This window comes from Luteimonas fraxinea (genome assembly GCF_021233355.1).
GTDB classification, from domain to species: Bacteria; Pseudomonadota; Gammaproteobacteria; order Xanthomonadales; family Xanthomonadaceae; genus Luteimonas; species Luteimonas fraxinea.
Map to the genome: position 1 here is coordinate 3,543,650 of NZ_CP089507.1, position 24,404 is coordinate 3,568,053.

Consider the following 24,404-nt stretch of genomic DNA (forward strand, 5'->3'; position numbering starts at 1 on the left):
CAGGATGCGTGTCAGGGCGCGACGCGCATCTGCTCGGGCGACATCGGCATCATGTTGGCGTCGAGGTGGTGCATGACCCACAGCGAACCCACCAGCGCGATGACGATGATGATGCCGGTGAACAGCAGCGACATCAGGATCCAGCCGCCTTCCGATTTCCGGTTCATGTGCAGGAAGTAGACCATGTGCACGACGATCTGGATGGCGCCGAAGAACATGATCAGCGCGACCGTCCAGATGCGGCTTTCCAGCACGTCGCCCATGACCAGCCAGAACGGGATCACGGTGAGGATGACCGACAGCACGAAGCCGATCACGTAGTCGCGCATGCTGCCGTGGCCGTGCGCGTCGTGCGCCGACTCGTGGGCCGCGTGGTGCTGCGCCGGGGTATTGGTCTCGGTGCTCATCCCACGACTCCCATCAGGTACACATACGAGAACACGCCGATCCAGATCACGTCGAGGAAGTGCCAGAACATCGACAGGCACATCAGACGGCGGTTGTTGGCGGCATTGAGGCCGTGCTTCTTCAGCTGGAACACCAGCGTCACCAGCCAGATCAGGCCGAACGTCACGTGCAGGCCGTGCGTGCCGACCAGGGTGAAGAACGACGACAGGAACGCGCTGCGCTGCGGGGTCGCGCCCAGGTGCGCCAGGTGATGGAACTCGTAGAGTTCGATGCACAGGAACGCCAGGCCGAACAGGCCCGTGACCAGCAGCCACATGATCGTTCCGCGCACGTTCTGCTTGTACGAGTTCAGCATCGCGAACCCGTAGGTGATCGACGAGAACAGCAGCATGAATGTCGCGACCAGGATCAGCTTCAGGTCGAACAGGTCGGCCGGCGACGGGCCGGCCGCGTAGTTGCGGCCGAGCACGGCGTGGACGGCGAACAGGATCGCGAAGATGAGGCAGTCGCTCATCAGGTACATCCAGAAACCGAGGTTGGTGCCGGTTTCCGGATGGTGCTCGTGCCCGTCGTCGTGGGCGTGCGGATCCTCGATCACGTGATAGACGCGTTCGGTGGTCCCGCTCTCGGTTTGAATCGTGTGTGCCATGTTCAGAGCGCCTGCTGCGCGAGTTCGCGCGTCCGTTGGTCCTCGGTGTCCGTCACTTCCTGGGCCGGGATGTAGAACTCGCGGTCGTAGTTGAAGGTGTGCCAGATCGCCGCGACGATCAGACCCACGAACGACACGCCGGCCAGCCACCAGATGTGCCACACCAGGCCGAAGGCCAGGACCACACTGATCGCCGACAGCACCACGCCCGCGCCCGTGTTCTTGGGCATGTGGATCGGCACGAAGCCGGTCGTCGGACGCTGGTAGCCGTGCTTCTTCATGTCATGCCACGCATCGATCTCGTGGATGACCGGCGTGAACGCGAAGTTGTAGCTCGGCGGCGGCGAAGATGTCGCCCATTCCAAGGTGCGGCCGTTCCACGGATCGCCCGTGGTGTCGACCAGCTTCTTGCGGTTCTTCACCGCGACCGCGATCGACATCAGGAAGGCCAGGATGCCGATGCCCACCAGCGCCGCGCCGACCGCCGCGATGATGAAGAACAGCGACAGCGAGGTGTCCTCGAACTGGCTCAGACGGCGGGTGATGCCCATCAGACCCATGATGTACAGCGGAGTGAACGCGAGCCAGAAACCGACCAGCCAGCACCAGAACGAGACCTTGCCCCAGAACTCGTCGAGCTTGAAACCGAAGGCCTTCGGGAACCAGTACACCATGCCGGCGAACAGGCCGAAGACCACGCCGCCGATGATGACGTTATGGAAGTGCGCGACCAGGAACAGGCTGTTGTGCAGCACGAAGTCCGCCGGCGGCACCGCCAGCAGCACGCCGGTCATGCCACCAATGACGAAGGTGAACATGAAACCGACCGTCCACAGCATCGGCACGTCGAAGCGGATGCGGCCCTTGTACATCGTGAAGAGCCAATTGAAGATCTTCGCGCCCGTCGGGATCGAGATGATCATCGTCGTGATGCCGAAGAACGCGTTGACGCTCGCGCCCGAGCCCATGGTGAAGAAGTGGTGCAGCCACACCAGGTACGACAGGATCGTGATCACCGCGGTCGCGTAGACCATCGACGTGTAGCCGAACAGACGCTTGCCGCAGTACGTCGCGACGACCTCGGAGAAGATGCCGAAAGCCGGCAGGATCAGGATATAGACTTCCGGGTGACCCCAGATCCAGATCAGATTCACGTACATCATCGGATTGCCGCCGAGATCGTTCGTGAAGAAGTTCGTGCCCACGTACCGGTCCATCGTCAGCAGCGCGAGCGTCGCCGTCAGGATCGGGAACGAGGCGACGATCAGGATGTTGGTGCAGAGCGAGGTCCAGGTGAAGATCGGCATGCGCATGAGCTTCATGCCCGGCGCACGCATCTTGACGATGGTCACGATCAGGTTGATGCCCGACAGCGTGGTACCGACACCCGCGACCTGTAGACCCCACAGGTAGTAGTCCATGCCCGTGCCCGGACTGTAATCGGCGCCCGACAGCGGCGGATACGCCAGCCAGCCGGTGCGCGCGAACTCGCCGACGAACAGCGAGATCATGATCAGCACCGCGCCCGCAGTGGTCATCCAGAAGCTGAAGTTGTTGAGGAACGGGAACGAGACGTCACGCGCGCCGATCTGCAGCGGCACCACGTAGTTCATCAGGCCCGTCACCAGCGGCATGGCCACGAAGAAGATCATGATCACGCCGTGCGCGGTGAAGATCTGATCGTAGTGGTGCGGGGGCAGGAAGCCCTCGCTGCCGCTCGCCGCCATCGCCTGGTGCGCGCGCATCAGCACCGCATCGGAGAAGCCGCGCAGCAGCATCACGATTGCGAGGATGCAATACATGATGCCGATCTTCTTGTGGTCGATGCTGGTGAACCATTCCTTCCACAGGTACCCCCACAGGCGGTACTTGGTCAGCAGGAAGAGCAGGGCGATACCGCCCAGCACGACGCCGACGAAGGTGACGCCCACGACGGGGTCATGGAGAAACGGCAGTGCATCGAGCGAGAGTCGCCCGATCCACGGTGAGTTGATCTGGTCCTGGGGTGCGGACATGGGGTTCCTGCCTGGTACTTGATTACGTTTGTGCGGTGCGGACGATCAGCGGCCGGTCTGGCCGCCGTCGTTGTCCGGCTTGCCGGGCGCGCCTTCCTGCTGCGGCGCCTGGCCCGGCGGGATCGGCTTCACGCCTTCGTCGTCGTCCTCGTTGGTCGGCGTCGGGACCGGCGTCTCTTCTTCCGGCGACACGGCGCGCGGCTGGTGGCCCTGCGGCTCGTCGCCACGGGCCTCGCGGCCCGCTTCCGGGAACGTCGCTGCAGGCGCTGCGGACGGTTCGTCGGCATGGCGGTTGTCGTAGCGCAGGCGATCGTAGTTGGCCTGGCTGTCGACGCCACCGCCGCCGCTGCGGTCGATGTGCGCCATCTCGTGCACGCACATCGAACCCGGCGCGACGCACATGTTGAGGATCGCCTCGTACAGCGCCGGATCGACATCGTTGAAGTAGCGCACCGGCTCGCGCTCGGACGGACGCTCGAGCACCAGGTATTCCTCGCGGCCCAGGGCCACGCCTTCGGCGCGCGCCTTCTCCACCCAAGCATCGAAGCCGTCCTGGCTCAGGCCATGGAAGTTGAAGTGCATGTGCGAGAAGCCGTCGCCGCTGAAGTTGCCGGAGAAGCCCTTGTAGACGCCTTCCTTGTTGATGACGGCGTTGAGGTTGGTCTGCATGCCCGGCATCGCGTAGATCTGGCCCGCGAGCGCCGGCACGAAGAACGAGTTCATGATCGACGACGACGTGAGCTTGAACTGGATCGGCGTGTTCACCGGCGCAGCCAGTTCATTGATCGTGGCGATGCCCTGTTCGGGATAGAAGAACAGCCACTTCCAGTCGATTGCGACCACTTCCACGACCAGTGGCTCGACGCCTTCGGGCATCGGCGTGTTCGCATCGATGCGGTCGAGCGGGCGATACGGATCGAGCTTGTGCGTCGCGATCCAGGTCACCGTGCCGAGCACGAGGATGATCGCCAGCGGCGCCGACCAGATCACCAGTTCCAGACGGGTGGAGTGGTGCCACTCGGGCGCGTACTCCGCGTCCTTGTTCGACTCCCGGTATTTCCAGGCGAAGAAGAACGTCAGGAAGATCACCGGCACGATGATCAGCAGCATCAGGATCGTGGACAGCACGATCAGATCGCGCTGCTGGACGGCGATATCGCCGGCCGGCGACATCACGACCCAGTCGCAACTCGACAGCAGCATGGCTGCCAGGAGCAGCGCGGAGACTCGAAGAATGGATTTCATTGGGGGGATCGACGACAACGGGAGAGGAAAACGACTTGACGGAGACGCTACGGCGCGGCCGTTAGCGTGGGGGTGTAGCGGGGCACCGGACCTTGCTGCTGCGCACCTTGCCTGGCGGGCCCGTTTCGGGTTCACAATGCGGTGCATTATCCCCCATAACGACCGGAGAGAGCGCGCATATGAGCGAACACGCACAGCAAGCCACCACCGGCCTCGACGACGCTCCGGAATCCGACGACCTGGACATCTCGCCAGGCAAGATCGCGTTTCCCGTCGTCATGGGGCGGACGTCGGAGTTCTTCGACTTCTTCGTCTACGGCATCGCCGCGGTGCTGGTGTTTCCGTATCTCTTTTTTCCCGACAGTGATCCGGTGCAGGCGACGCTCAAATCGTTCGCTGTGTTCTCGCTGGCGTTCATCGCACGGCCGATCGGCTCGATCATCTTCATGGCCATCGACCGAAATTTCAGCCGCGCAGCCAAGCTGATCGGCGCACTGTTCCTGTTGTGCGGTTCCACGATGGCGATTGCTTTTCTGCCCAGCTACGCGCAGGCCGGCATGCTCGCGCCGATCCTGCTGGCAGTGTTCCGCTTCGGTCAGGGCCTGGGCTGGGGCGGCGCCTGGGACGGCCTGCCGTCGCTGCTGTCGCTGAGCGCCCCGGCCAACCGTCGCGGCTGGTACGCGATGGTGCCGCAGCTCGGCGCCGCGCTCGGTTTCATGCTCGCCTGCGGCATGTTCTATGTGTTCACGCGCGTGCTGAGCCAGGAAGACTTCATGTCCTGGGGCTGGCGCTTCCCGTTCTTCGTCGCGCTGGCGCTCAACGTGGTCGCGCTGTTCGCGCGTCTGCGTCTGGTGGTCACGCCGGAGTTCAAGCGTCTGTTCGACGAGAAGGAGCTGCAGCCGCGGCGCGTGATCGAAACCATCCGCACGCATCCCCGTCAGGTGTTCGTCGGTGCGCTGATTCCGCTGGCCACCTACGCGATGTTCCACCTGGTGACGATCTTCCCGCTGAGCTGGACCACGCTCTACACCGATCACAACGCGGCCGATTTCCTCGGCAGCCTGTTCCTGGGTTCGGTGGTCGGCGGGCTGGGCATCATGCTGTCGGGCATCCTCGCCGACCGCGTGGGCCGTCGCGGACAGCTGGCGATCGCCGCCGTACTGATCGCGATCTTCAGCTTCTTCGCCGCGCCGCTGCTGGGCAGCGACACCACCGGCGGCCGTACCACCTACGTGATCGTCGGCTTCGCGCTGCTGGGTCTGTCGCTGGGTCAGGCGAGCAACGCCATCGCCTCGCGCTTCGAAAGCATCTACCGCTACACCGGCGCCGCGGTGACGTCCGATATCGCGTGGCTGGTCGGCGCCGGCTTCGCGCCGCTGGTGGCCCTGGGCCTGTGCAGCAAGTTCGGTCTCGAGTACGTGGGCTACTACCTGCTGTCGGGCGCGGTGGTAACGCTGGCCGCGCTGGCCTTCAGCCGCACGCTCGAAACGGTGCGCTGACCGCCGCCGCGTCGCGCACACGCACGTCGCCCCACGGGGGGCGTGCGTGATGCGAAGGCGGGACACTTGCACTGGGAACGGTCCTCGGCGCCGCATCGGCGGCGCGCGTCTTGATCAAGGTGTGGATCCGGCCGGTTGACGCGATCAAAGGTCCGCGCCCCGGCACGTGCATTTCACCACGTCGCGTGGGTCCGTGAGACTGCGACCGAATGTCGCAGCGCCTACGCACCCCTTTTTTTTGCGCTACGAAATGGGTCTGCTTGCCCGGACGGGCCGCTTCTGTGAGAATGCCCGGCTCCCTGCGGCCTCCGTCGTCGGGAGACCCTTGCCCCACCATGCGGCGTCGCCGCGCCGGGGGGCTATCCAGGCCGCTGCGAACGCGCGGTCGATATCCGAAAGGAAACCCACATGCGTCATTATGAAGTCGTGTTCCTGGTCCATCCGGACCAGAGCGAGCAGGTGCCCGCGATGATCGAGCGCTACAAGTCGCTGATCGAAGGTGCCGAAGGCAAGATCCACCGCCTTGAAGATTGGGGCCGCCGCCAGCTGGCCTACCCGATCAACAACCTGGTCAAGGCCCACTACGTGATGTTCAACATCGAAGTCGGCCAGGCCGGTCTCGATGAGCTCGTCGAAGCGTTCCGCTTCAACGACGCCGTGCTGCGTCACCTGGTGGTGCGCCGCGACGAGGCGGACACCGAGCAGTCCCTGATCATGAAGAACAAGGACGAGAAGGGCGACAAGCCCGAGCGTGGCGAGCGTCGTCGCCGTGACGACGACGGTGACTCGGTGGGCGGCAACGATGCCGACGCCGACAAGTCCGACAACTCCGCCGAAGCCGCCTGAGGATCACGCACATGTCCAAGTTCTTCCGCCGCCGCAAGTTCTGCAAGTTCACCGCTGAAGGTGTCAAGGAGATCGATTACAAGGATCTCAACGCCCTGCGCCAGAACCTCACCGAGAACGGCAAGATCGTCCCGAGCCGCATCACCGGTACGAAGTCGCGCTACCAGCGCCAGCTGGCCACGGCCGTCAAGCGCGCACGTTTCCTCGCGCTGATCCCGTACACCGACAACCACAACGTCTGATCCCGTCCGGGTTCACGCGTTTTCGTCCGATTCGGACAGCAACCGTTGCGGCGCTCCGGCGCCGCTAACGAATACGGAGCAACACCATGCAACTGATTCTTCTGCAGAAGGTCACCAACCTCGGCAACCTTGGCGACAAGGTCAACGTGAAGCCGGGCTACGGCCGCAACTTCCTGGTGCCGCAGGGCAAGGCCGTGCCGGCCACCACGAAGAGCATCGCCGAGTTCGAAGCGCGTCGCGCCGAGTACGAGGCCAAGGCCCAGTCGCAGCTCGACGAGGCGCAGCAGCGTCTGGCCAAGCTCGAAGGCGCCAGCGTCACGATCTACGCCAACGCTTCGACCGAAGGCAAGCTGTACGGCTCGGTCGGCCCGCGCGAAATCGCCGACGCGCTGACCAAGGCGGTCACGCCGGTCAACAAGTCGGAAGTCGTGCTGGGTGAAGGCGCGTTCCGCAACACCGGCGAGTTCGACGTCGTGGTGCATCTGCACGCCGACGCCGAGACCACCGTCAAGGTCGTCATCGAAGGTGAGGTCGCCTGATCCATCGGATCGGGTTGACCTGAAACGGGCGCCGTGAGGCGCCCGTTTTCGTTTGGGCTTCAGAGCTTCTGCTGAGTCCGGAAACGTGCAGCGGCCTGCCGCGCTGCATTCGCGTCTCCCTCGGTAGGGCGCCTGCCCTGACTCGGGCGCGCGCCATCCCTGGCGCGCTTGGCGAGGGGACCGCCCTGCAGTCCGCTGCTTGCGAACGTCGCGATCGGAAATTCGGCCCGGAGCCAGAGGTGTATGCGCAACGAAGTGCGGGTCTAGCCGCACCGAGGCGCGCTTCCTGCCGGGGATTGCGTAGAGCGGGCCACGGATGGCCCGCGGCGGCGAGTCATCCAGGGATGGATGACCGAGCCGAGGAGCAATCCCTGGCAGGGAGCGCGCTGTCTCCGAAGTGCTGCGTCGCACGATTCGCAGTTGGCGAGATCATTCTGAATGAAGGTGTCCCTTGGCACCTGCAGAAATCTTATCCACAGGTTGTGGGGTCGCGTGTCCACAGGCGCACGGCCTAGCATCCAGTTGCAGCATTCCGTTCTTCCGAAACCGGTACCCATGGCCGCACGCAACGACTTCCGCAACAACGATCGCGATCGCGACCGCCACGAGCGCAGCGACCCGCGCGTCGAACAGCTGCGCGTGCCGCCGCAGTCGATCGAGGCCGAGCAGGCGGTCCTCGGTGGCTTGATGCTGGTGCCCGATGCGTTCGATCGCATCGCCGATCTGCTGGTGCCGGACGACTTCTATCGCCGCGACCATCAGAAGATCTACGCCGCGATCCAGGAGCTGGCAGAGAAGAGCAAGCCCTACGATGCGGTCACGCTCGGCGAATGGTTCGAGTCCAACGGCCTGTCGGAACTCGTCGCCGGCGGCGCGTATCTCGGCGAGCTCGCCAGCACGACGCCGTCGGCGGCCAATATCCGCGCGTACGCCGAGATCGTCCGCGACAAGGCGATCCTGCGACAGCTGATCGAAGTGGGCACCGAGATCGTCAACGACGGTTTCCAGCCCGAAGGCCGCGACAGCAGCGAGATCCTCGCCAAGGCCGAGCAGCAGGTGTTCAAGATCGCCGAGGCCGGCGCGCAGGGGCGCACCGACTTCACCGCGATCAACAAGGCGATGGCCGACGCCTTCGACGTGCTGCAGACCCGTTACGCCAATGGTGGCGGCGTCACCGGCCTGCCGACCGGCTACACCGAATTCGACGAGATGACCGCCGGCCTGCAGCCGACCGATCTGATCATCCTCGCGGCGCGTCCGGCGATGGGCAAGACGACGTTCGCGCTGAACATTGCCGAGTACGCCGCGATCAAGACCAAGAAGGCGGTCGGCGTGTTCTCGATGGAAATGTCGGCCAGCCAGCTCGCGCTGCGCCTGATTTCCTCCAACGGACGCATCAACGCCACGCGTCTGCGCACCGGTCAGCTCGAGGACGAGGACTGGAGCCGCGTCAGCAGCGCGATCCGCATGCTCAAGGAAACCAAGATCTTCATCGACGACACGCCCGGCCTCGGCCCCGACGTGTTGCGCGCGAAGTGCCGCCGCCTCAAGCGCGAACACGATCTGGGCCTGATCGTCATCGACTACCTGCAGCTGATGTCGGTGCCGGGCAACAGCGAGAACCGCGCGACCGAGATCTCGGAGATCTCGCGTTCGCTCAAGGGTCTGGCCAAGGAACTCAACGTGCCGGTGATGGCGTTGTCGCAGCTCAACCGCTCGCTGGAAACCCGCGCGGACAAGCGTCCGGTGATGGCCGATCTGCGCGAGTCGGGCGCCATCGAGCAGGACGCCGACATCATCATCTTCATCTACCGCGACGACTACTACAACAAGGAAACCTCGCCGGACAAGGGCTTGGCCGAAATCATCATCGGCAAGCAGCGTAGCGGCCCGACCGGTTCGGTGAAGCTCAAGTTCTTCGGCGAATACACGCGTTTCGACAACCTCTCGCACGATTCGATCGGCAGCTTCGAGTAACGCCGCGGTTCACCTGCGCGTCCAGCGGACGCGCCGCGGCGAGGGCACAATAGACGGCCTCACATTCGCTGCGCTTCGCATGGCCCGCCCGATCACCGCCACCATCCATACCGACGCATTGCGCCACAACCTGGGCGCGATGCGCGCGCGGGCGCAGGGACGGCGGCTGATGGCGATGGTCAAGGCCGATGGCTACGGACACGGGCTGGAAACCGCGGCGCTTGCGCTGCGCGAGGCCGACGCGTTCGGCGTCGCCGCGATCGAGGATGCCGCGCGCATCCGCGCCGCTGGGCTCGAACAGCCGATCCTGGTGCTGTCGGGTTTCGACAATCCCGACGATCTCGACCAGCTGCGCGCTTTGGGCGCCGAAGCGATCGTGCATCACGCGGCGCAGCTCGATCTGCTCGAACGCACCGACGGCGCGCCGATCCGCGTCTGGCTCAAGGTCGACACCGGCATGCACCGGCTCGGCTTCGCACCCGATCAGGTGCGCGAGGCGCATGCGCGACTGCGCGCCGCGCGCGGCGTCGCCGGCGACATCGTGCTGATGACGCACTTCGCCAGCTCCGACGAATTCGACGCGCACGCACCGAACGGGCTGCAGACGCCGGCGCAGATGCGCGCATTCGTCGCGGCGACCGAAGGCCTCGATGGCCCGCGCTCGCTGGCCAATTCCGCTGCCGTGCTCGGCTGGCCAGATGCCTATGGCGACTGGATCCGTCCGGGCGGCGCGCTCTATGGCATGTCGGTCGTCGCCGGCCGCAGCGGCGCCTCGTTCGGCCTGCGGCCGGCGATGACGTTCGAGACGCGTCTGCTCGCGGTCAATCGCGTGGCCAAGGGCGAGCGCATCGGCTATTCCGCCACCTGGGAAGCCCCGGAGGACATGCCGGTCGGCATTGCGGCAGTCGGTTACGGCGATGGCTATCCGCGGCTCGCGCCTGCCGGCACGCCGGTGCTGGTCAACGGCCGCATGGCCCGTGTGGTTGGCCGCGTGTCGATGGATCTGATGACCATCGATCTGCGTGGACAGCCCGAGGCACGCGCCGGCGATCCGGTCGTGCTGTGGGGCGATGCCCTGCCGGTCGAGACCGTGGCCGAAGCCGCGGGCACGATCTCCTACGCGCTGACCTGCGGCATCACCCGCCGCGTGCGCTTCGTCAACGACTGACGTTTCGCTTTACGGCTGTACGTGTGTCAGGCGAATACGCCCGACATGCACATCGACCGTATCGGCGGCGATGGTCACCGGCACGCGCGTGTCGGTGACGAAGCGCAGGCTGCCGTCCGGCATTGACACCGATGCGTGCAGACCGTACTGGCCGTTGGCGCGCAATTTGGCGCGCGGCACGTCGATCGCGAATTCGTAAGGGCCGGGGCCGACCGTCGTCACCTGTTCGGCGAGCACTGCCTGCTGCGTGTCGGCGAGCTGGTTGTCGAGTACCTGCACGCGCAGTCGCGCGCCTTCGGGCAGCAGGATCTTCTCGAAATACATCGCCTCGCCCTGGATGCGCACGCTCTCGGTGGATTCGGTCATCGGTGCGGTTCCGGAAGCGGTCGGGGGCGGCGCGGTCTGGCAGGCAGCGAGCAATGCAGAGGCGCACAGCGGCAGCGCGGCAAGGCGGAGCAGGGCACGGGACATGGTCTGGCTTTCTGGAGGTGGGCGTCGCGGAAGAGCATGCGCCGGCGCGGTGGAACGCCGGGTCAACGCCCGGTCGGGCGCAGCACGACGAAGGTGCCGAAGTGATCCGACGGCCAGGTGCCGTCCGCGCCGGGCGTGTCGAGCGCGACGCGGGCCTCGACGAGTTCGAATCTGCCGGCCTCGGCGAACACGTGATCGATGCGGCGGCGTTCGTCGAAGAAGTGCGGGTTGAGCGTGGTCACGCCGCATGCATCGGCGTCGGGGTGCAGCGCGCCGTAGACGTCGACGAAGCCGTCCAGCGCATCGAGTTCCGGCGCACTGGCGGCCGCGTTGAAATCACCCAGCACCAGCGCGGGCGCGCCGTCGTCGTGACGGCCCATGAACGTGCGACCGTCCTGAAGCTGGCGTCGGCGGAGTGCCTCGCCCTCGGGCGTGTGATGCAGGTGGGTGAAATAGACATCGATCGGACGGCCGGCGAACTGCAGCCGCGCATGCCCCATCGTGCGCGAGTCCGCGCGGGGCTCCAGCGCCGTCCAGTCGCGCGACTGCACTGGCAACCGCGTGAGCAGCGCGTTGCCGTAGCGATGTGGCTGTCCTTCGGGATCGGTCGAGACGAACTGCACCGAGTAGCCCAGCGCGTCGCCCAGCGTCTGTGCCTGGTTCGGCAGGTCCGCGGTCTGCAGCACTTCCTGCAGCGCGATGACGTCGGCATCGAGCGCGCGCAGCTGGTCGACGATCAACGGGAGGCGCTTCGGCCACTCGGCCTTGTCGTGATAGATGTTGAAGGTGGCAACCCGCAGCTCGGGCGCTGCGGCGGTGGCGCGCGGCGACGTGGACGCGCAGGCGGCCAGCGAGAGGACGAGCAGGGCGGCGAGCAGGCGTTTCATGGCGTGGTGTTTCCGGTGGCCGGCACGGTGTCGGTACGCAGCACGGGATAGAGGTTGTAGCGGTCGTCCCAGGCGCTGTGGCGGCGATAGAAGAAGTCGAGGCGTGCCTCGGGGCTGGCCGCGAATGCGGCGTCGTCGCGAAGCTTCGTCTCGAACTCGGCCTGCAGCGCCGGATCGCGCGCCAGCATCTCGCGCGCCACCTGTTCGGCGACGTAATCCTCCATGTATTCCTTGCGCTCGAAGTGCGTATTGAACCGGCCCCAGGCCGCGAGCGAGTCCGGCGCCTGCGGCTCCAGCAGCGCGGCGACCAGACGGGCTTTCGGCTGCGCGATCGGCACGAACAACGCACCGGCACCGATGGCGTGCTGCTCGACCGTCCACGTGCCCTGCAGATCGAGGCGCTGATGGCCTTCGACCGATGCGGCCGCGGGCGATGCGGTCGTCGCGCGGAACACCTCGACCGCGCCGGCGGGCTGCGCCGCGGCGAGCGTGTGGAAGGCGATGCCATGCTGGCGGAGTTTCCCGCCGACCCAGGCTGCATGCGCGGCCGGCACCAGATAGCCCCCGCGCGGCAGCGCGACCTCGACCGACGGCAGCAGCGTGTCGCGCATCGGCACGCGCCACAGTTGCGGCGTGGCCTCGTCGTAGCGGGTCATCAGCGCGCCCGAGACTTCGGACGGCGTGCGCGTATACGCGTAGCCGCGGAAGTCGACGGTGTGGCTGGCGTCGGTGGCCTTCCACGCCAGCGGCGCGCGCGTGCCGCCGAGCGCGGCGGCGCGGGCATCGGCTTCGCGCGCGGTACGCATCCAGTCACGGCCGTGGCGCGCGACCTGCTCGACCACCGAGACAACGGTGTTGCGGGTGATGCGCACGCGCACCGGATATTCTTTCCACGAGTGCGTTTCGACCAGCATGCCGATCCGGTTGCGCAGCAGGAGATAGCCGGTCGAGAACCGCGGCGGCGACACGCCGTCCTCGAAACCCGATGCCGGATTGTCGTGTTCGACGAACGAGGGGTAGTAGGGCAGCGGCAGCGAGCCCTGCTCGGCAAGATCGGCCCTCACCGCATCGCGGAACGTGCGCCCGACCTCGCGCAGCGCGGCATCGCCCGCGTGCACCGGTTCGACCTGGATCGAGATGTCGTGCTCGAACTGCGCGCCGTTGGTGGCGTGCAGATCGACGTAGGCGATCGGATCCCAGGCCTCGACCAGCGCCAGCATCGCCTGCATTTCGGGCGCGTCGGCCTTGGCGTAATCGCGGTTGAGGTTGAGGTTCTGCGCGGTCGTGCGCCAGCCCATTTCACGCGGGCCGCGCTGGTTGGGCCGGTTCCACGCGCCGAAACGCTCGTGGCCGTCGACGCTGAACACCGGCACGAACACCAGCACCGCATCGTCGAGCGCGCCCGGCGCGGCGCTGCCGTCGAGCAGCTCGCGCAGTGCGAGAAAGCCCGCGTCCTTGCCGTCGATCTCGCCGGCGTGGATACCACCCTGCACCAGCACGACGGGCACGCCGGCCGCGTGCGCGGCTTCGGGATCCAGCGCGCCGCTGAGGCTGGCGACCAGCGCCTGCATCGGCCGGCCTTCTGGCGAAGTGCCGAAGCGGATGCAGCGCACCGCATCGGGATGCAGCCGCGCGAAGGTGTCGCAGAGCGCGATTACTTCGTCGTAGCGGCCGGTTTCAACGAAGCCGCTGCGCTCGGCGATGGTGATGCGCGGATCGTCGGCCGCCGCGGCGGGCAGGGCGGACAGCAGCAGGGCGAGAGCGAGCGGCAGGCGGGGCGACGGCATGGCGGAGTCCGGTCAGGCGATCCGCCATGATGCCGCCCGGCGCGCGCAGGCCCAAGTGCGTGGGGTGCGGACGCCCGGCACTAGCCGGTGCCGGACGTGCGTGCAAGCGGCTGGCGGCGAGTCTCGATCGGGTAGTCTGTGCGGCTTCCAGACACCCGCGACGCACCGATGACGACACCGCAGACCACCAGTGGGCCGATGCCCCGCCAGATCGGCTACATCATCGGCAACGAAGCCTGCGAGCGCTTCAGCTTCTACGGCATGCGCAACATCCTGGTGCCGTTCCTGATCAGTTCGGTGCTGCTGGGCTATCTGCCGCAGGGTGCGGACCGGGACGCGGCGGCGAAGGACATCTTCCATACCTTCGTCATCGGCGTGTACTTCTTCCCGCTGCTCGGCGGCTGGCTGGCCGACCGCTTCTTCGGCAAGTACCACACGATCCTGTGGTTCTCGCTGATCTACTGCGCCGGTCATGCGTGCCTAGCCGCATTCGAGAACAATGCGACCGGTTTCTACACCGGTCTGTTCCTGATCGCGCTCGGCTCGGGTGGCATCAAACCGCTGGTGGTGTCGTTCTGCGGCGACCAGTTCGACCAGACCAACAAGAGCAAGGCGAAAGTCGTCTTCGACGCCTTCTACTGGATCATCAACTTCGGCTCGTTCTTCGCTTCGCTGCTGGCGCCGTTGTTCCTGCGCCACTACGGGCCCGCCGTCGCGTTCGGCATCCCGGGCATCCTGATGTTCATCGCGACGTTCGTGTTCTGGCTGGGCCGCAAGGAATACGTCAACGTGCCGCCGACGCGCCGCGATCCGCACGCGTTCTTCGAAGTGGTCAAGACCGCGCTGCGCGCGCGTCTCGCAGGCGAAGGCCGTCCGGGTCTGGCGGTGGCGATGGTCGGCGTGGTGTCGGCCGTCGTGATGTTGCTGCTGTGGCTGCTGTCGGCGACGGTGTCGCTGTCGTGGTGGCCGACCGACTTCGGTTTCGTCATCACTGCGTGTCTAGCGCTCGGCGTGATCATCGCGCTGGGCGGCTGGGGCGCATCGCTGCAGCTCGAACGCGCGCGCGGCCTGCATCCCGATGCGGCCGTCGACGGCGTGCGCGCGGTGCTGCGCATCCTGATCGTGTTCGCGCTGGTCACGCCGTTCTGGTCGCTGTTCGACCAGAAGGCGTCGACCTGGATCATCCAGGGCCGCGAGATGGTGATCCCGCACGCATCGGCATGGTGGCCGAGCTGGCTGATCCAGGACGCGGCGCAGATGCAGGCGCTCAATCCGCTGCTGGTGATGCTGCTGATCCCGTTCAACAACCTCGTGCTGTATCCCGCGCTGCGCAAGCTCGGCTTCGAGCCGACCGCGCTGCGTCGCATGGGCTGGGGCATCGCGATTTCCGGCACCTCGTGGATCGTCGCCGGTGGCCTGCAGCTGTGGCTCGACGGCGGCCAGGAAGTGTCGCTCGCCTGGCAGTCGGTGCCGTATCTGCTGCTGACCTTCGGCGAAGTGCTGGTGTCGGCGACCGCGCTGGAATTCGCCTACAGCCAGGCGCCGCAGGCGATGAAGGGCGTGATCATGGCGCTCTGGTATCTCACCAGCACCTTCGGCAGCCTGTGGGTGCTGCTGACCAACGCAGGTGTGCGCAACGACGCGGTGACGGCGTACATCGCGTCGACCGGGATGAGCGAGAACGCTTTTCTGATGTTCTTCTTCGCCGCGTTCGCATTCGTCGCGGCCTTGGCGTTCGGACTCTACGCGCGCCGCTATCCCATGCAGGACAACTACCGCGTCGCCTGACGCGGAGGACTTTCGATGAATTTTGGACCCGTCACACTCTTCCTGATCGCCGTGACCGTGCTGGTCTCGTGGCAGGCCTTTGAGAAGCCGAAGCTCCTGGGTCGCCTGATCCTGTGGCCGCCGGCGATCGATCGCCACAAGCAGTACGACCGGCTGATCGGGCACGGCTTCATCCACGCCGACTGGCAGCACCTGATCTTCAACATGATCACGCTGTTCTTCTTCGGCGCCGGTATCGAGCGCGCGTTCGCGCCGTACATCGGTCCGGTCGGATTCCTGCTGTTCTATGTGTCGGCGATTCTGGTCGCGATCCTGCCGACGTATCTGCGCCACCGGCACGATCCGAACTACCGCAGTCTCGGCGCATCCGGCGCTGTGTCCGCTGTGCTGTTCGCGTCGATCCTGATCAATCCCTGGCAACTGCTGCTGGTGCTCTTCATTCCGATGCCGGCGATCATTTTCGGCATCTGTTACATCGGCTACAGCATCTGGATGGACAAGCGCGGCGGCGACAACATCAATCACAGCGCGCATCTGTGGGGCGCGGGTTACGGCATGTTGTTCACCGTGATCATGGAGCCGCGGATCATCGGCGTGTTCCTCGATCGATTGATGTCGCCTTCGTTCTGACAACACTTTCTTTGATGACTGCTCACCGCATCTGCATGTAACGCGTGATAATTCTGGCCGCACGTCCAACCACGGAGTGCGACTTATGGCAGTTACGCGAGCGAAAGCCACCGCCCTGCTCAACAAGACGGAAATGGGCCTCTACGACGACAGTCGTGCGAATGCCTTGCGCGATCACAGCGACGCGCGTCTGACGCAGCTGGTCTCACGTGCACGCACGGCGCGCGATCGCGCGCGTGATCTGGAGAAGCGTCAGCGCCTCGCGTCGCGCAAGACCAGCGGCAGCAAGTCGGGCCGCACCGGTCTGGCCAATGCACGTACGGGTGAAAAGGCCGAATTGCTGGCCGACATCCTGTCGCGTCTCGAAACCCGTCAGCGCGACGCCGCCAAGGCCGCGAAGACCGCCGCGAAGTCCAAGCCGGCGAAGACGGCCGCGCCGAAGCGCGCACCTGCAAAGGCCGCGAAGGCCACCGGCAAGACCACGAAGAAGGCCACGAAGTCGGCACCCACGAAGCTCGCGAAGCCCGCGAAGAAGGCGACGGCTGCGAAGAAGGCCGCAACGCCTGCGTCCGCAGCGAAGGCCACGAAAAAGGTCGCGAAGAAGGCCGCCGCTACGAAGACAGCGAAGAAGGTGTCGGGCAAGGCCACTGCAGCAGCGGCCTCTCCGAAGGCTGCCAAGAAGCCAGCTGCGAAGAAGCCGGCTGCGAAGAAGTCTGCTGGAAAAACGTCGGCGACTGCGAAACCGGTAAAGCCGGCGGCAGCGGCGAAGCCCACGGGTCGCACTGCGGCGAAGGCGGCGAAGGTCAAAGCGCCTGCAGAAAAGACCAGAAAGCCCAGCGGTCGCGCCAAGCGCGGCATCACGCCGGAACAGGCGCTCGAGAACACCCGCAAGCTGCTCGAACAGCACGAAGCCGAGGCCAAGGCCAGCAAGCACTGGGAAACCATCGGCAACGAAGGCGCCGCCGTCGACGCCCCCGGCTACCAGTCACCGCAGGCGCGTTCGAAGGCGCTGGCGCTGCACGAAGCCGAGACCCGTCAGGCATCGATCAACGGCAGCATCAGCACGCGCGACCGCCGCAACCAGGGCAAGCGCGACCACCGCAACGATTGATCGGGCAGGGCGCGCGCTCCGGAACGGGGGCGCGCTCGGACTGCGTGTGGCTCAGGCCACGACGCGCAAGGCGACGTCAGGGACGTCCGCGTAAGTGTCCAGCAGACGCTGCTGGATGAAATGGTCCAGCTGCTCGAACTCGCTGGAGTCGGTCTGCTCGAGCGTGGTCATTTCGTACAGCCGTTCGATGGCTTCCCGCAAATCGGTACGTCGTGTGTCCATGGCTGCGCGTTCCCCTGTCTGCCTGCGAAGCAGCACGTCCCGTGCCAACTCCACCGACACCACGCGTCCTCCGGTCTGACCGTTGGCGTCACCCGGACTGACGTGTTCGGCGCAAAGCCGTGACGCGCCGCGTCATGCCCGCCGCGCAGGTCTGCGCGTTCGGCCTGCGCCCAACGTGTCAGCATGGGGTCGGAAATTTCCGATCCTGAAGTAGGAATATCGACCCATGTCGAATCCACCGATCCGTCTGGACGCGGTCCGTCACCTGTTCGAGATCAACGTCGACGGCCACGTCGCGCATCTCGAATATCGCGAAAAACAGGGCGTGCTCACCATTCTCCACACCCTCGTGCCGAGCGCGCTGGGTGGACGCGGATATGGCGCCGCGCTGGTCGATGCCGCCGTCAAACATGCGGCCCATGCCGGCCTGAAAGTCGCCTCGGAGTGCTGGTATGCGACCCGTCATCTGGCCGCCAAAGAGGACGCCGGGACAGGCGAAAAAGGGGGCCACTAAAGGCCATTCCCGCATTCACCTTTTCTTTTTCAATTGCGGTATCGTGCGCGAACTGTTCAAGGCGGGATCACGGTACATCGTGACTCCGATGCGGTAGATCCATGTTGACGCCCGGTTCGCCGGTCGGGACGATCCGCTCCATCGCTTCGCGTTACCCCTTGCTCGACAGTCGCGGCATCCGGACCACAGCGTTGGCGGGTGTCGTGTTCCCAATAAACACTGATTCAAGGAGTAACACCATGAGCGATCGTCAGAGCGGCACCGTCAAGTGGTTCAATGATGCCAAGGGCTTCGGCTTCATCACCCCGGAAAGCGGCCAGGACCTGTTCGTCCATTTCCGTTCGATCCAGGGCACCGGCTTCAAGTCGCTGCAGGAAGGCCAGAAGGTGACCTTCAAGGTCGTCCAGGGCCAGAAGGGCCTGCAGGCTGACGAAGTGCAGCCCGAGTAAGTCTCTGCGCTTGCGCGAGAGACCTGGCCCCGGACGGAAACGTCCGGGGCTTTTCGTATGTGCGATCCGCAGGCGCATGCCGTCACGACAGTCGCACAGCGCACCCGTTAGTTTTCCGTTTCGCCACGTCCTCTGGAGCGACGATGTCCGCACCGATCCGGTCCCTGTATTGCCTGCCACTGCTCGCTCTGGCCCTGTCCGCGTGCCAACGCGACGTGCCGGCGCCCGCGCAGTCCGCGGCCGGGGACACGCCGCCGCCTGCCGAGGCCGTGCAGCCGCTGGAAGAAACGCCGTCCGAGTTGAAGGACGTCGTCGAGATGGACCCGAAGTTCATCGTCGGCATCAGCTATTCGCCCGAGGCCAACAAGTACCCCGGACTCGCGGCGGAATTGCACCGCTACGCGCAGGCCGCGCGCGACGAGCTGATGGAAGCGGTTGGCGGCGCTGAACTGCAGCCGGGCACGATGTACGACCTGTCGCTCAACTTCAGCACCCTGGTCGACTCGCCGGACATGCTGGCGATCGCGGCCGATGGCAGCAGCTACACCGGCGGTGCGCACGACAATCCGCTGATCGAGCGCTTCATCTGGCTGGTGCGCGAGCAGAAGCTGCTGACCGCCGAGGCGCTGCTGGCCGGTGAAGGCGACTGGAAGGCGATTTCCGGCTACGTGCGCGAGCAGTTGCATGCCGCGCTGTCGCAGCGGATCGACGCCGACGAACTCGAGCCCGAAGAGCGCAGCCGTCAGATGCGCTCGGCCGGCAAGATGATCGACGAGGGCTCGGGTCCGGACGTCGCCAATTACCAGCAGTTCGAGCCGATTCCTGGCCCCGGCGGCAAGCTGTCGGGCCTGCGTTTCGTGTTCCCGCCCTATCAGGTCGGGCCGTACTCGGACGGTGTGCAGACGGTCGATGTGCCGGCCGCCGTGCTGTTGCCGCATGTAGCGCCGGCCTACCGCGACCTGTTCGTCCAGGCCTGAGTTAGGGCGCGAGCGCGCCCAGCGTCGCGCCGATCTCCGCGTCCAGCCGTAGCGTCGCGAGGGCGTCGGCGCGCGTCGTACCACCGTTGAGGATCGCCAGTGGCAGGCCGGCATCGGCCGCCATCTTGGCGAAGCGGAATCCCGAATAGACCATCAGCGACGAGCCGACGACGAGCATCGCGTCGCTCGCGCCCAATGCCGCCTGTGCATCCTGCACGCGGGCGCGCGGCACGTTCTCGCCGAAGAACACGACGTCCGGTTTCAGCATGCCGCCGCACAGCAGGCAATGCGGTGGCACGAAGATCTTCTCGGCCTCGGCCGCGATGTCGGCATCGCCGTCAGGCGCCATCGCCGCGTCGCCGGGATGCCAGTGCGGATTGTCGGCGACGAGCCTTGGCTGCAGGACGTCGCGTGGCGTGAGGTGGCCGCAGGACAGGCAGGTCACCTGGTCGAGCCGCCCGTGCAGATCGATGACGCGCTGGCTGCCGGCGCGCTGATGCAAGCCGTCCACGTTTTGGGTCAACAGCGTGGTGACCGGCCCATCGTGTTCGAGCATCGCCAGCGCGCGGTGCGCAGCGTTCGGCTGCGCGACCGAGAACTTGGGCCAGCCGACGAAACTCCGTGCCCAGTAGCGGCGGTACACGGCAGGATCGCCAGTGAAGGCCTGCCAGGTCACCGGCGCGGCGCGTTTCCAGTCGCCGTTGGCGTCGCGGTAATCGGGAATGCCGGAGCCGGTACTGATGCCCGCGCCGGTGAGCACGAACACACGCTGGAAGCCGGCCAGCCAGTCGCGCAACTGCGTGGTGGCATCGGGTGTATCGAGGACGATCGCGGACATGCGGCCATGCTACAGGCCGGGTGTGCGGCGGACGTGTGTGCTGTGGAGTGCGCGCGTCCGAAGACGCCAAAACGAAACGCCCGGCACGAGGCCGGGCGTTTCGGGTCACACGGTGCGGGGAAGGATCAGTTCGCCGCGGCCTTCGGATCCGGCGCGAGACCACGCTTGATCAGCAGCGGTTCGATCTGCGGCTCGTGGCCGGTGAAGTCGAGAAACAGCTGCTTGGCATCCTTGCTGCCGCCGCGCGACAACAGCGTGCTGCGGAAGCGGTCGCCGTTCTCGCGGGTCAGGCCGCCGTTCTGCTCGATCCACTGGACGGTGTTCGCGTCCAGCACTTCCGACCAGATGTAGGCGTAGTAGCCGGCCGCGTAGCCGCCGTTGATGTGGCTGAAGTACGGCGTGCGGTAACGCGGCGGCACCGGCGCGTAGTCGATGCCGGCGGCCTTGAGCGCGGCGGCTTCGGTCGCCATGACCTGCGAACCGTCGGGCAGCTGGTCGGCCGGCAACTGGTGCAGGTACTGGTCGAGCATCGCCGAACCCAGGTACTCGGTCGTCGCGAAGCCCTGGTTGAACTTCGCCGCGGCCTGCACCTTGGCCAGCAGTTCGGCCGGCATCGGCGCGCCGGTCTGGTAGTGCTTGGCGTAGTTGGCGAGGATTTCCGGCCAGTCGGCCCACATCTCGTTGACCTGCGACGGGAACTCGACGAAGTCGCGCGGCACGCTGGTACCGCTGAAGAACGGGTACTTCACGTCCGAGAACATGCCGTGCAGCGAGTGGCCGAACTCGTGGAACATCGTCGTCACTTCGTCCCAGGTCAGCAGCGTCGGCTGGCCGGCCTGCGGCTTCGGGATGTTCTGGTGGTTCGCGGTGACGGTCAGCGTGCCTTCGAGTTCCGACTGCGACACGTACGAGTTCATCCATGCACCGCCGCGCTTCGACGCACGCGCATAGGGGTCGAAGATGAAGATCGCGAGCTGGGTGCCGTCTTCGTTGAAGACGTCATAGGTCCAGGTGTCGGGGTGGTACTTCGGCAGGTCCGTGCGCTCCTTCATAGTGATGCCGTAGAGCTTGGTCGCGGCGAAGAACACGCCGTTTTCCAGCACGTTCTTCATCTCGAAGTAGGGCTTGAGCTGCGCGTCGTCGAAGCTGTACTTGTCCTGGCGGACCTTCTCCGAGTAGTAGGCCCAGTCCCACGGCTCGAGCTGGAACGTCGGCTCGCCCTTGGCGGCCTGTTCGCGGTCGATCATCGCCTGCAGTTCGGCGGCTTCGATCTTGGCATTCGCGACGGCGGCCGGTGCCAGCTGGCCCAGCATGTCGTTGACGGCCTCGACGGTGCCGGCGGTCGAATCCTCGAGGATGAAGGCGGCCTGGTTCGGATAGCCCATCAGGTTCGCGCGTTCGGCGCGCAGCTTGAGGATCTGCGAGATGACCTCGGTGTTGTCGTACTGGTTACCGCGGCTGCCGCGCGCGACCGACGCCTTGTGCACGCGCTCGCGCAGTTCGCGGTTGTTGATCTGCGGCAGCGGCGGCTGGCCGGTGGTGTTGAGCAGGGTGATGACGTACTTGCCTTCGAGGCCGCGGGTCTTCGCTTCGTCGGCTGCAGCGGCGATCTGCGCCTCGCTCATGCCGTCGAGTTCCTCGACGGTGTCGACGACGACGGCCGAATCGTTGACTTCGTTGAGCACGTTCTGGCTGAAGGTCGTGCCGAGCTTCGCCGACTCGGCATTGATGCGGCGCATCTCCTGCTTCTGCGCTTCGGTGAGGTTGGCACCGGCGCGGACGAACATCGTGTGATACCGCTCGACGAGGCGCTTGCCTTCGGCGTCGAGGCTCAGCGAGTCAACGTTCTTGAACAGCGTATCGACGCGTGCGAACAGCTTCGGGTTGAGCATCACCGCATCGCGGTGCGCTGCGAACTTCGGCGCGTAATCGGCGTCGATCTTCTTGCGTGCATCGTTGGTGTCGGTGCCGTTGAGGCTGCCGAAGATGCCGCGGGCGCGCGACAGCACTTCACCGGACTTCTCCAGCGCGATGATCGTGTTGTCGAACGTCGGCGCTTCCGGATTGTTGGCGATCGCTTCGATCTCGCGCAGGTTCTCGGCCATGCCGGCGTCGAACGCGGGACCGAAGTGCTCGTCCTTGATCTGGTCGAAGTGCGGGTAGCGCAGATCGAGCGTGCTCTCGACGAACAGCGGATTGTCGGCGGTGCGCTGGGCGCTCGCGGCGGGCGTGGCAGGCGTGGCGGTGCCGGTGGACTGCGCGAAGACGGGCAGGGCGGACACGGCGAGGGCCGCGCACAGGGCGACGGCGAGCGGGTGCTTCAGCAAGGGGATTCTCCCGGTGACATGACCCACTAGGCTAGCCGATCGGGTGTGGACGTGGCCCATGCCGGAAGTCCGGACGCGGGATTCCACCGCGCGACAAGGGCTTACGCGCGCAACCTGCGCCGCATTGCGAAGGATGTGTCGCGCGACGCGAAGCGGTCGGTCAGACTGGCGATCCGTTTTCCATGCCGGAGCCGCGATGACCAGCGCATTCGATTTCCAGGCCACCAGCCTCGACGGTTCGCCGCAGCCGCTGTCCGATTACGCCGACCGCGTGCTGCTGATCGTCAACGTCGCGTCGAAGTGCGGTTTCACCCCGCAGTACACCGGTCTGCAGCAGCTGTGGCGCGATTACCGCGACCAGGGCCTGGTGGTGCTGGGTTTTCCCTGCGACCAGTTCGGGCACCAGGAACCGGGCGCGGCGGCCGACATCCGCGATTTCTGCGCGCTCAACTACGCGGTCGATTTTCCGATGTCGACCAAGATCGACGTCAACGGCGAGGACGCGCATCCGCTGTGGACGTGGCTGCAGGCACAAAAGCGCGGCGTGCTCGGCACACGCGCGATCAAGTGGAATTTCACCAAGTTCCTGGTGGGCCGCGACGGGCAGGTCATCGACCGGTTCGCGCCGTCGGCCAAGCCGGAGAGTCTGCGCAGGCCGATCGAGGCGGCACTGGGGTGAGCGGTTCGTGGGATGGGTGGAGTTTCAGCGAATCCCATCGCCGGCGGTGAAAGTCGTCGTGAGGGCCACCAGCCCGTCGAGAGCTGCTTTTGTTCCTTCCCCCTCCGGGGGAAGGTGCCCGAAGGGCGGATGAGGGCGCTTTTGAAGGCGTTTTGAATCCGGCCCTCACCCGACGCGCTTCGCGCGTCGACCTCTCCCGGAGGGAGAGGTGTTCAGAGTCGTCGCGAGCTTAAGCTGCGATGGCTTACCGGATCACTTCTCGACGAACGCGCGCTCGAAGACGTACTGGCCGGGTGTGCCGATACGCGGGGCGGCTTCGAAGCCGCGGGCGTCGAGCAGCTGGCGGAAGTCGGAGAGCATCTGCGGGCTGCCGCAGATCATCGCGCGGTCGTGTTCGGGGTCGAGCGGCGGCAGGCCGAGATCGGCGGCCATGCGGCCGCTGTCGAGGAGCTCGGTTAGACGGCCGCGGTGGCTGCGGCCGTTGAAGTCGAAGTCCTCACGGGTGACCGCCGGGTAGTACAGCAGCTGCTTCGCCATCTGCTCGCCGAGAAACTCGTGGTGCGGCAGTTCGTTGACGATGTAGTCGCGGTAGGCGAGGTCCTGCGGGGTGCGCACGCCGTGGGTCACGATGACCTTGTCGAAGCGCTCGTAGGTCTCGGGATCCTTGATCACCGACAGCCACGGCGCAAAGCCGGTGCCGGTCCCCAGCAGATACAGGTTCCGGCCCGGATGCAGATCGTGGATCAGCAGGGTGCCGGTCGGCTTGCGGCCGATCAGCACCTTGTCGCCCGGCTGGATGTGCTGCAAGCGCGAGGTCAGCGGGCCGTTGTCGACCTTGATGCTGAAGAACTCCAGCTGCTCTTCCCAGTTCGCGCTGGCGATCGAATACGCGCGCAGGATCGGCTTGCCTTCCGTTTCCAGCCCGATCATCACGAACTGGCCGTTCTCGAAGCGAAAGCCATCGTCGCGGGTGGTGGTGAAGCTGAAGTAGGCGTCCGTCCAGTGACGGACATCCAGCACCGTTTCGGTGCCAAAGGCGGCTGACATATGCGAAAGAAGCGACGCGGGAAAGCCGGGCATGATACCAGCGATGAGACCGGTTCTCATTTTGCCGGCGATGATCGCGCCGGACATGG

Annotated in this window: 24 protein-coding genes; 13 read left to right on the forward strand and 11 right to left on the reverse strand. The window is 65.7% G+C overall.

What is annotated here, in order from left to right; genetic code table 11:
- Positions 1-11: 11 nt before the first annotated feature.
- From cyoD to cyoA, 4 genes are read right to left on the reverse strand one after another with little or no spacing between them, the layout of a single operon-like run.
- Positions 12-407, reverse strand: a complete 396-nt coding sequence (cyoD, locus tag LU699_RS16045) for a cytochrome o ubiquinol oxidase subunit IV (RefSeq protein WP_232135825.1) — start codon at positions 405-407, stop codon at positions 12-14.
- Positions 404-1,057 carry a cytochrome o ubiquinol oxidase subunit III gene (gene cyoC, locus LU699_RS16050; RefSeq protein ID WP_268738787.1) on the reverse strand — a complete coding sequence of 218 codons (654 nt, stop codon included), beginning with the start codon at positions 1,055-1,057 and terminating at the stop codon, positions 404-406. The genes cyoD and cyoC overlap by 4 nt, the downstream gene beginning before the upstream one ends.
- A gap of 2 nt (positions 1,058-1,059) precedes the next feature.
- Positions 1,060-3,072 carry a cytochrome o ubiquinol oxidase subunit I gene (cyoB, locus tag LU699_RS16055; protein ID WP_232135824.1) on the reverse strand — a complete coding sequence of 671 codons (2,013 nt, stop codon included), beginning with the start codon at positions 3,070-3,072 and terminating at the stop codon, positions 1,060-1,062.
- Between the two features lie 45 nt (positions 3,073-3,117).
- On the reverse strand, positions 3,118-4,317 hold the full coding sequence (gene cyoA, locus LU699_RS16060; protein ID WP_232135823.1) for a ubiquinol oxidase subunit II: 1,200 nt from the start codon (positions 4,315-4,317) through the stop codon (positions 3,118-3,120).
- 179 nt (positions 4,318-4,496) lie between these two features.
- Here cyoA and LU699_RS16065 point away from each other — a divergent pair, with 179 nt between their 5' ends.
- From LU699_RS16065 to alr, 6 genes are all read left to right on the forward strand, one after another.
- Entirely contained in the window at positions 4,497-5,816 is a 1,320-nt protein-coding gene (locus LU699_RS16065; RefSeq protein WP_232135822.1) for an MFS transporter, read from the forward strand.
- 408 nt (positions 5,817-6,224) lie between these two features.
- Positions 6,225-6,662 carry a 30S ribosomal protein S6 gene (gene rpsF, locus LU699_RS16070; RefSeq protein ID WP_232135821.1) on the forward strand — a complete coding sequence of 146 codons (438 nt, stop codon included), beginning with the start codon at positions 6,225-6,227 and terminating at the stop codon, positions 6,660-6,662.
- A gap of 11 nt (positions 6,663-6,673) precedes the next feature.
- Entirely contained in the window at positions 6,674-6,904 is a 231-nt protein-coding gene (rpsR, locus tag LU699_RS16075; RefSeq protein WP_232580280.1) for a 30S ribosomal protein S18, read from the forward strand.
- Positions 6,905-6,990: 86 nt separating this feature from the next.
- The gene (rplI, locus tag LU699_RS16080; RefSeq protein WP_232135820.1) at positions 6,991-7,443 is read left to right on the forward strand and encodes a 50S ribosomal protein L9; all 453 of its coding nucleotides are present in this window, start codon (positions 6,991-6,993) and stop codon (positions 7,441-7,443) included.
- A 555-nt stretch (positions 7,444-7,998) separates the two neighbouring features.
- Positions 7,999-9,420 carry a replicative DNA helicase gene (locus LU699_RS16085; protein WP_232135819.1) on the forward strand — a complete coding sequence of 474 codons (1,422 nt, stop codon included), beginning with the start codon at positions 7,999-8,001 and terminating at the stop codon, positions 9,418-9,420.
- A 79-nt stretch (positions 9,421-9,499) separates the two neighbouring features.
- Positions 9,500-10,588 (forward strand): alanine racemase, encoded by a 1,089-nt coding sequence (gene alr, locus LU699_RS16090; RefSeq protein WP_232135817.1) that lies wholly within the window; start codon positions 9,500-9,502, stop codon positions 10,586-10,588.
- A gap of 9 nt (positions 10,589-10,597) precedes the next feature.
- Here alr and LU699_RS16095 read toward each other — a convergent pair whose 3' ends face one another.
- The 3 genes from LU699_RS16095 to LU699_RS16105 form a co-directional block, all read right to left on the reverse strand.
- Positions 10,598-10,954, reverse strand: a complete 357-nt coding sequence (locus LU699_RS16095; RefSeq protein WP_232135815.1) for a YbaY family lipoprotein — start codon at positions 10,952-10,954, stop codon at positions 10,598-10,600.
- 167 nt (positions 10,955-11,121) lie between these two features.
- Positions 11,122-11,946, reverse strand: coding sequence for an endonuclease/exonuclease/phosphatase family protein (locus LU699_RS16100; RefSeq protein ID WP_232580281.1), 825 nt, complete (start codon positions 11,944-11,946; stop codon positions 11,122-11,124).
- On the reverse strand, positions 11,943-13,733 hold the full coding sequence (locus LU699_RS16105; protein WP_232135811.1) for a M14 family metallopeptidase: 1,791 nt from the start codon (positions 13,731-13,733) through the stop codon (positions 11,943-11,945). The genes LU699_RS16100 and LU699_RS16105 overlap by 4 nt, the downstream gene beginning before the upstream one ends.
- Positions 13,734-13,901: 168 nt before the next feature.
- Here LU699_RS16105 and LU699_RS16110 point away from each other — a divergent pair, with 168 nt between their 5' ends.
- From LU699_RS16110 to LU699_RS16120, 3 genes are all read left to right on the forward strand, one after another.
- Positions 13,902-15,521 carry a POT-type proton-dependent oligopeptide transporter gene (locus LU699_RS16110; RefSeq protein ID WP_232580282.1) on the forward strand — a complete coding sequence of 540 codons (1,620 nt, stop codon included), beginning with the start codon at positions 13,902-13,904 and terminating at the stop codon, positions 15,519-15,521.
- A 15-nt stretch (positions 15,522-15,536) separates the two neighbouring features.
- Entirely contained in the window at positions 15,537-16,151 is a 615-nt protein-coding gene (locus LU699_RS16115; protein ID WP_232135809.1) for a rhomboid family intramembrane serine protease, read from the forward strand.
- A gap of 85 nt (positions 16,152-16,236) precedes the next feature.
- A complete protein-coding gene (locus LU699_RS16120) occupies positions 16,237-17,262 on the forward strand; it encodes a hypothetical protein (protein ID WP_232135808.1) in 1,026 nt (341 codons plus the stop codon).
- Positions 17,263-17,313: 51 nt separating this feature from the next.
- Here the strand turns inward: LU699_RS16120 and LU699_RS16125 are convergent, their stop codons facing one another.
- Positions 17,314-17,484 carry a hypothetical protein gene (locus LU699_RS16125; RefSeq protein WP_232135807.1) on the reverse strand — a complete coding sequence of 57 codons (171 nt, stop codon included), beginning with the start codon at positions 17,482-17,484 and terminating at the stop codon, positions 17,314-17,316.
- A gap of 226 nt (positions 17,485-17,710) precedes the next feature.
- Between LU699_RS16125 and LU699_RS16130 the strand changes: the two genes are divergently transcribed.
- The 3 genes from LU699_RS16130 (at position 17,711) to LU699_RS16140 (ending at position 19,424) form a co-directional block, all read left to right on the forward strand.
- Positions 17,711-17,998, forward strand: coding sequence for a GNAT family N-acetyltransferase (locus LU699_RS16130; protein WP_232135806.1), 288 nt, complete (start codon positions 17,711-17,713; stop codon positions 17,996-17,998).
- A 239-nt stretch (positions 17,999-18,237) separates the two neighbouring features.
- On the forward strand, positions 18,238-18,447 hold the full coding sequence (locus tag LU699_RS16135; RefSeq protein ID WP_101927090.1) for a cold-shock protein: 210 nt from the start codon (positions 18,238-18,240) through the stop codon (positions 18,445-18,447).
- Between the two features lie 143 nt (positions 18,448-18,590).
- Positions 18,591-19,424 (forward strand): RsiV family protein, encoded by an 834-nt coding sequence (locus LU699_RS16140; RefSeq protein ID WP_232135805.1) that lies wholly within the window; start codon positions 18,591-18,593, stop codon positions 19,422-19,424.
- Position 19,425: 1 nt separating this feature from the next.
- On the opposite strand, the gene LU699_RS16145 is transcribed toward LU699_RS16140, so the two are convergent.
- Together LU699_RS16145 and LU699_RS16150 are read right to left on the reverse strand one after the other, a co-directional pair.
- Positions 19,426-20,262, reverse strand: a complete 837-nt coding sequence (locus LU699_RS16145; protein ID WP_232135804.1) for an NAD-dependent protein deacetylase — start codon at positions 20,260-20,262, stop codon at positions 19,426-19,428.
- 125 nt (positions 20,263-20,387) lie between these two features.
- The gene (locus LU699_RS16150) at positions 20,388-22,586 is read right to left on the reverse strand and encodes a M3 family metallopeptidase (RefSeq protein ID WP_232136173.1); all 2,199 of its coding nucleotides are present in this window, start codon (positions 22,584-22,586) and stop codon (positions 20,388-20,390) included.
- Between the two features lie 199 nt (positions 22,587-22,785).
- Between LU699_RS16150 and LU699_RS16155 the strand changes: the two genes are divergently transcribed.
- Entirely contained in the window at positions 22,786-23,268 is a 483-nt protein-coding gene (locus LU699_RS16155) for a glutathione peroxidase (protein ID WP_232135803.1), read from the forward strand.
- Positions 23,269-23,520: 252 nt separating this feature from the next.
- On the opposite strand, the gene LU699_RS16160 is transcribed toward LU699_RS16155, so the two are convergent.
- Positions 23,521-24,315 carry a ferredoxin--NADP reductase gene (locus LU699_RS16160; RefSeq protein ID WP_232135801.1) on the reverse strand — a complete coding sequence of 265 codons (795 nt, stop codon included), beginning with the start codon at positions 24,313-24,315 and terminating at the stop codon, positions 23,521-23,523.
- Positions 24,316-24,404: the final 89 nt, after the last annotated feature.

Bases quoted from the DNA above. Each gene is read 5' to 3' on its own strand.
- cyoD (WP_232135825.1), bottom strand. From the start codon at position 407: ATGAGCACCGAGACCAATACCCCGGCGCAGCACCACGCGGCCCACGAG.
- cyoC (WP_268738787.1), bottom strand. From the start codon at position 1,057: ATGGCACACACGATTCAAACCGAGAGCGGGACCACCGAACGCGTCTAT.
- cyoB (WP_232135824.1), bottom strand. From the start codon at position 3,072: ATGTCCGCACCCCAGGACCAGATCAACTCACCGTGGATCGGGCGACTC.
- cyoA (WP_232135823.1), bottom strand. From the start codon at position 4,317: ATGAAATCCATTCTTCGAGTCTCCGCGCTGCTCCTGGCAGCCATGCTG.
- LU699_RS16065 (WP_232135822.1), top strand. From the start codon at position 4,497: ATGAGCGAACACGCACAGCAAGCCACCACCGGCCTCGACGACGCTCCG.
- rpsF (WP_232135821.1), top strand. From the start codon at position 6,225: ATGCGTCATTATGAAGTCGTGTTCCTGGTCCATCCGGACCAGAGCGAG.
- rpsR (WP_232580280.1), top strand. From the start codon at position 6,674: ATGTCCAAGTTCTTCCGCCGCCGCAAGTTCTGCAAGTTCACCGCTGAA.
- rplI (WP_232135820.1), top strand. From the start codon at position 6,991: ATGCAACTGATTCTTCTGCAGAAGGTCACCAACCTCGGCAACCTTGGC.
- LU699_RS16085 (WP_232135819.1), top strand. From the start codon at position 7,999: ATGGCCGCACGCAACGACTTCCGCAACAACGATCGCGATCGCGACCGC.
- alr (WP_232135817.1), top strand. From the start codon at position 9,500: ATGGCCCGCCCGATCACCGCCACCATCCATACCGACGCATTGCGCCAC.
- LU699_RS16095 (WP_232135815.1), bottom strand. From the start codon at position 10,954: ATGACCGAATCCACCGAGAGCGTGCGCATCCAGGGCGAGGCGATGTAT.
- LU699_RS16100 (WP_232580281.1), bottom strand. From the start codon at position 11,946: ATGAAACGCCTGCTCGCCGCCCTGCTCGTCCTCTCGCTGGCCGCCTGC.
- LU699_RS16105 (WP_232135811.1), bottom strand. From the start codon at position 13,733: ATGCCGTCGCCCCGCCTGCCGCTCGCTCTCGCCCTGCTGCTGTCCGCC.
- LU699_RS16110 (WP_232580282.1), top strand. From the start codon at position 13,902: ATGACGACACCGCAGACCACCAGTGGGCCGATGCCCCGCCAGATCGGC.
- LU699_RS16115 (WP_232135809.1), top strand. From the start codon at position 15,537: ATGAATTTTGGACCCGTCACACTCTTCCTGATCGCCGTGACCGTGCTG.
- LU699_RS16120 (WP_232135808.1), top strand. From the start codon at position 16,237: ATGGCAGTTACGCGAGCGAAAGCCACCGCCCTGCTCAACAAGACGGAA.
- LU699_RS16125 (WP_232135807.1), bottom strand. From the start codon at position 17,484: ATGGACACACGACGTACCGATTTGCGGGAAGCCATCGAACGGCTGTAC.
- LU699_RS16130 (WP_232135806.1), top strand. From the start codon at position 17,711: ATGTCGAATCCACCGATCCGTCTGGACGCGGTCCGTCACCTGTTCGAG.
- LU699_RS16135 (WP_101927090.1), top strand. From the start codon at position 18,238: ATGAGCGATCGTCAGAGCGGCACCGTCAAGTGGTTCAATGATGCCAAG.
- LU699_RS16140 (WP_232135805.1), top strand. From the start codon at position 18,591: ATGTCCGCACCGATCCGGTCCCTGTATTGCCTGCCACTGCTCGCTCTG.
- LU699_RS16145 (WP_232135804.1), bottom strand. From the start codon at position 20,262: ATGTCCGCGATCGTCCTCGATACACCCGATGCCACCACGCAGTTGCGC.
- LU699_RS16155 (WP_232135803.1), top strand. From the start codon at position 22,786: ATGACCAGCGCATTCGATTTCCAGGCCACCAGCCTCGACGGTTCGCCG.
- LU699_RS16160 (WP_232135801.1), bottom strand. From the start codon at position 24,315: ATGTCAGCCGCCTTTGGCACCGAAACGGTGCTGGATGTCCGTCACTGG.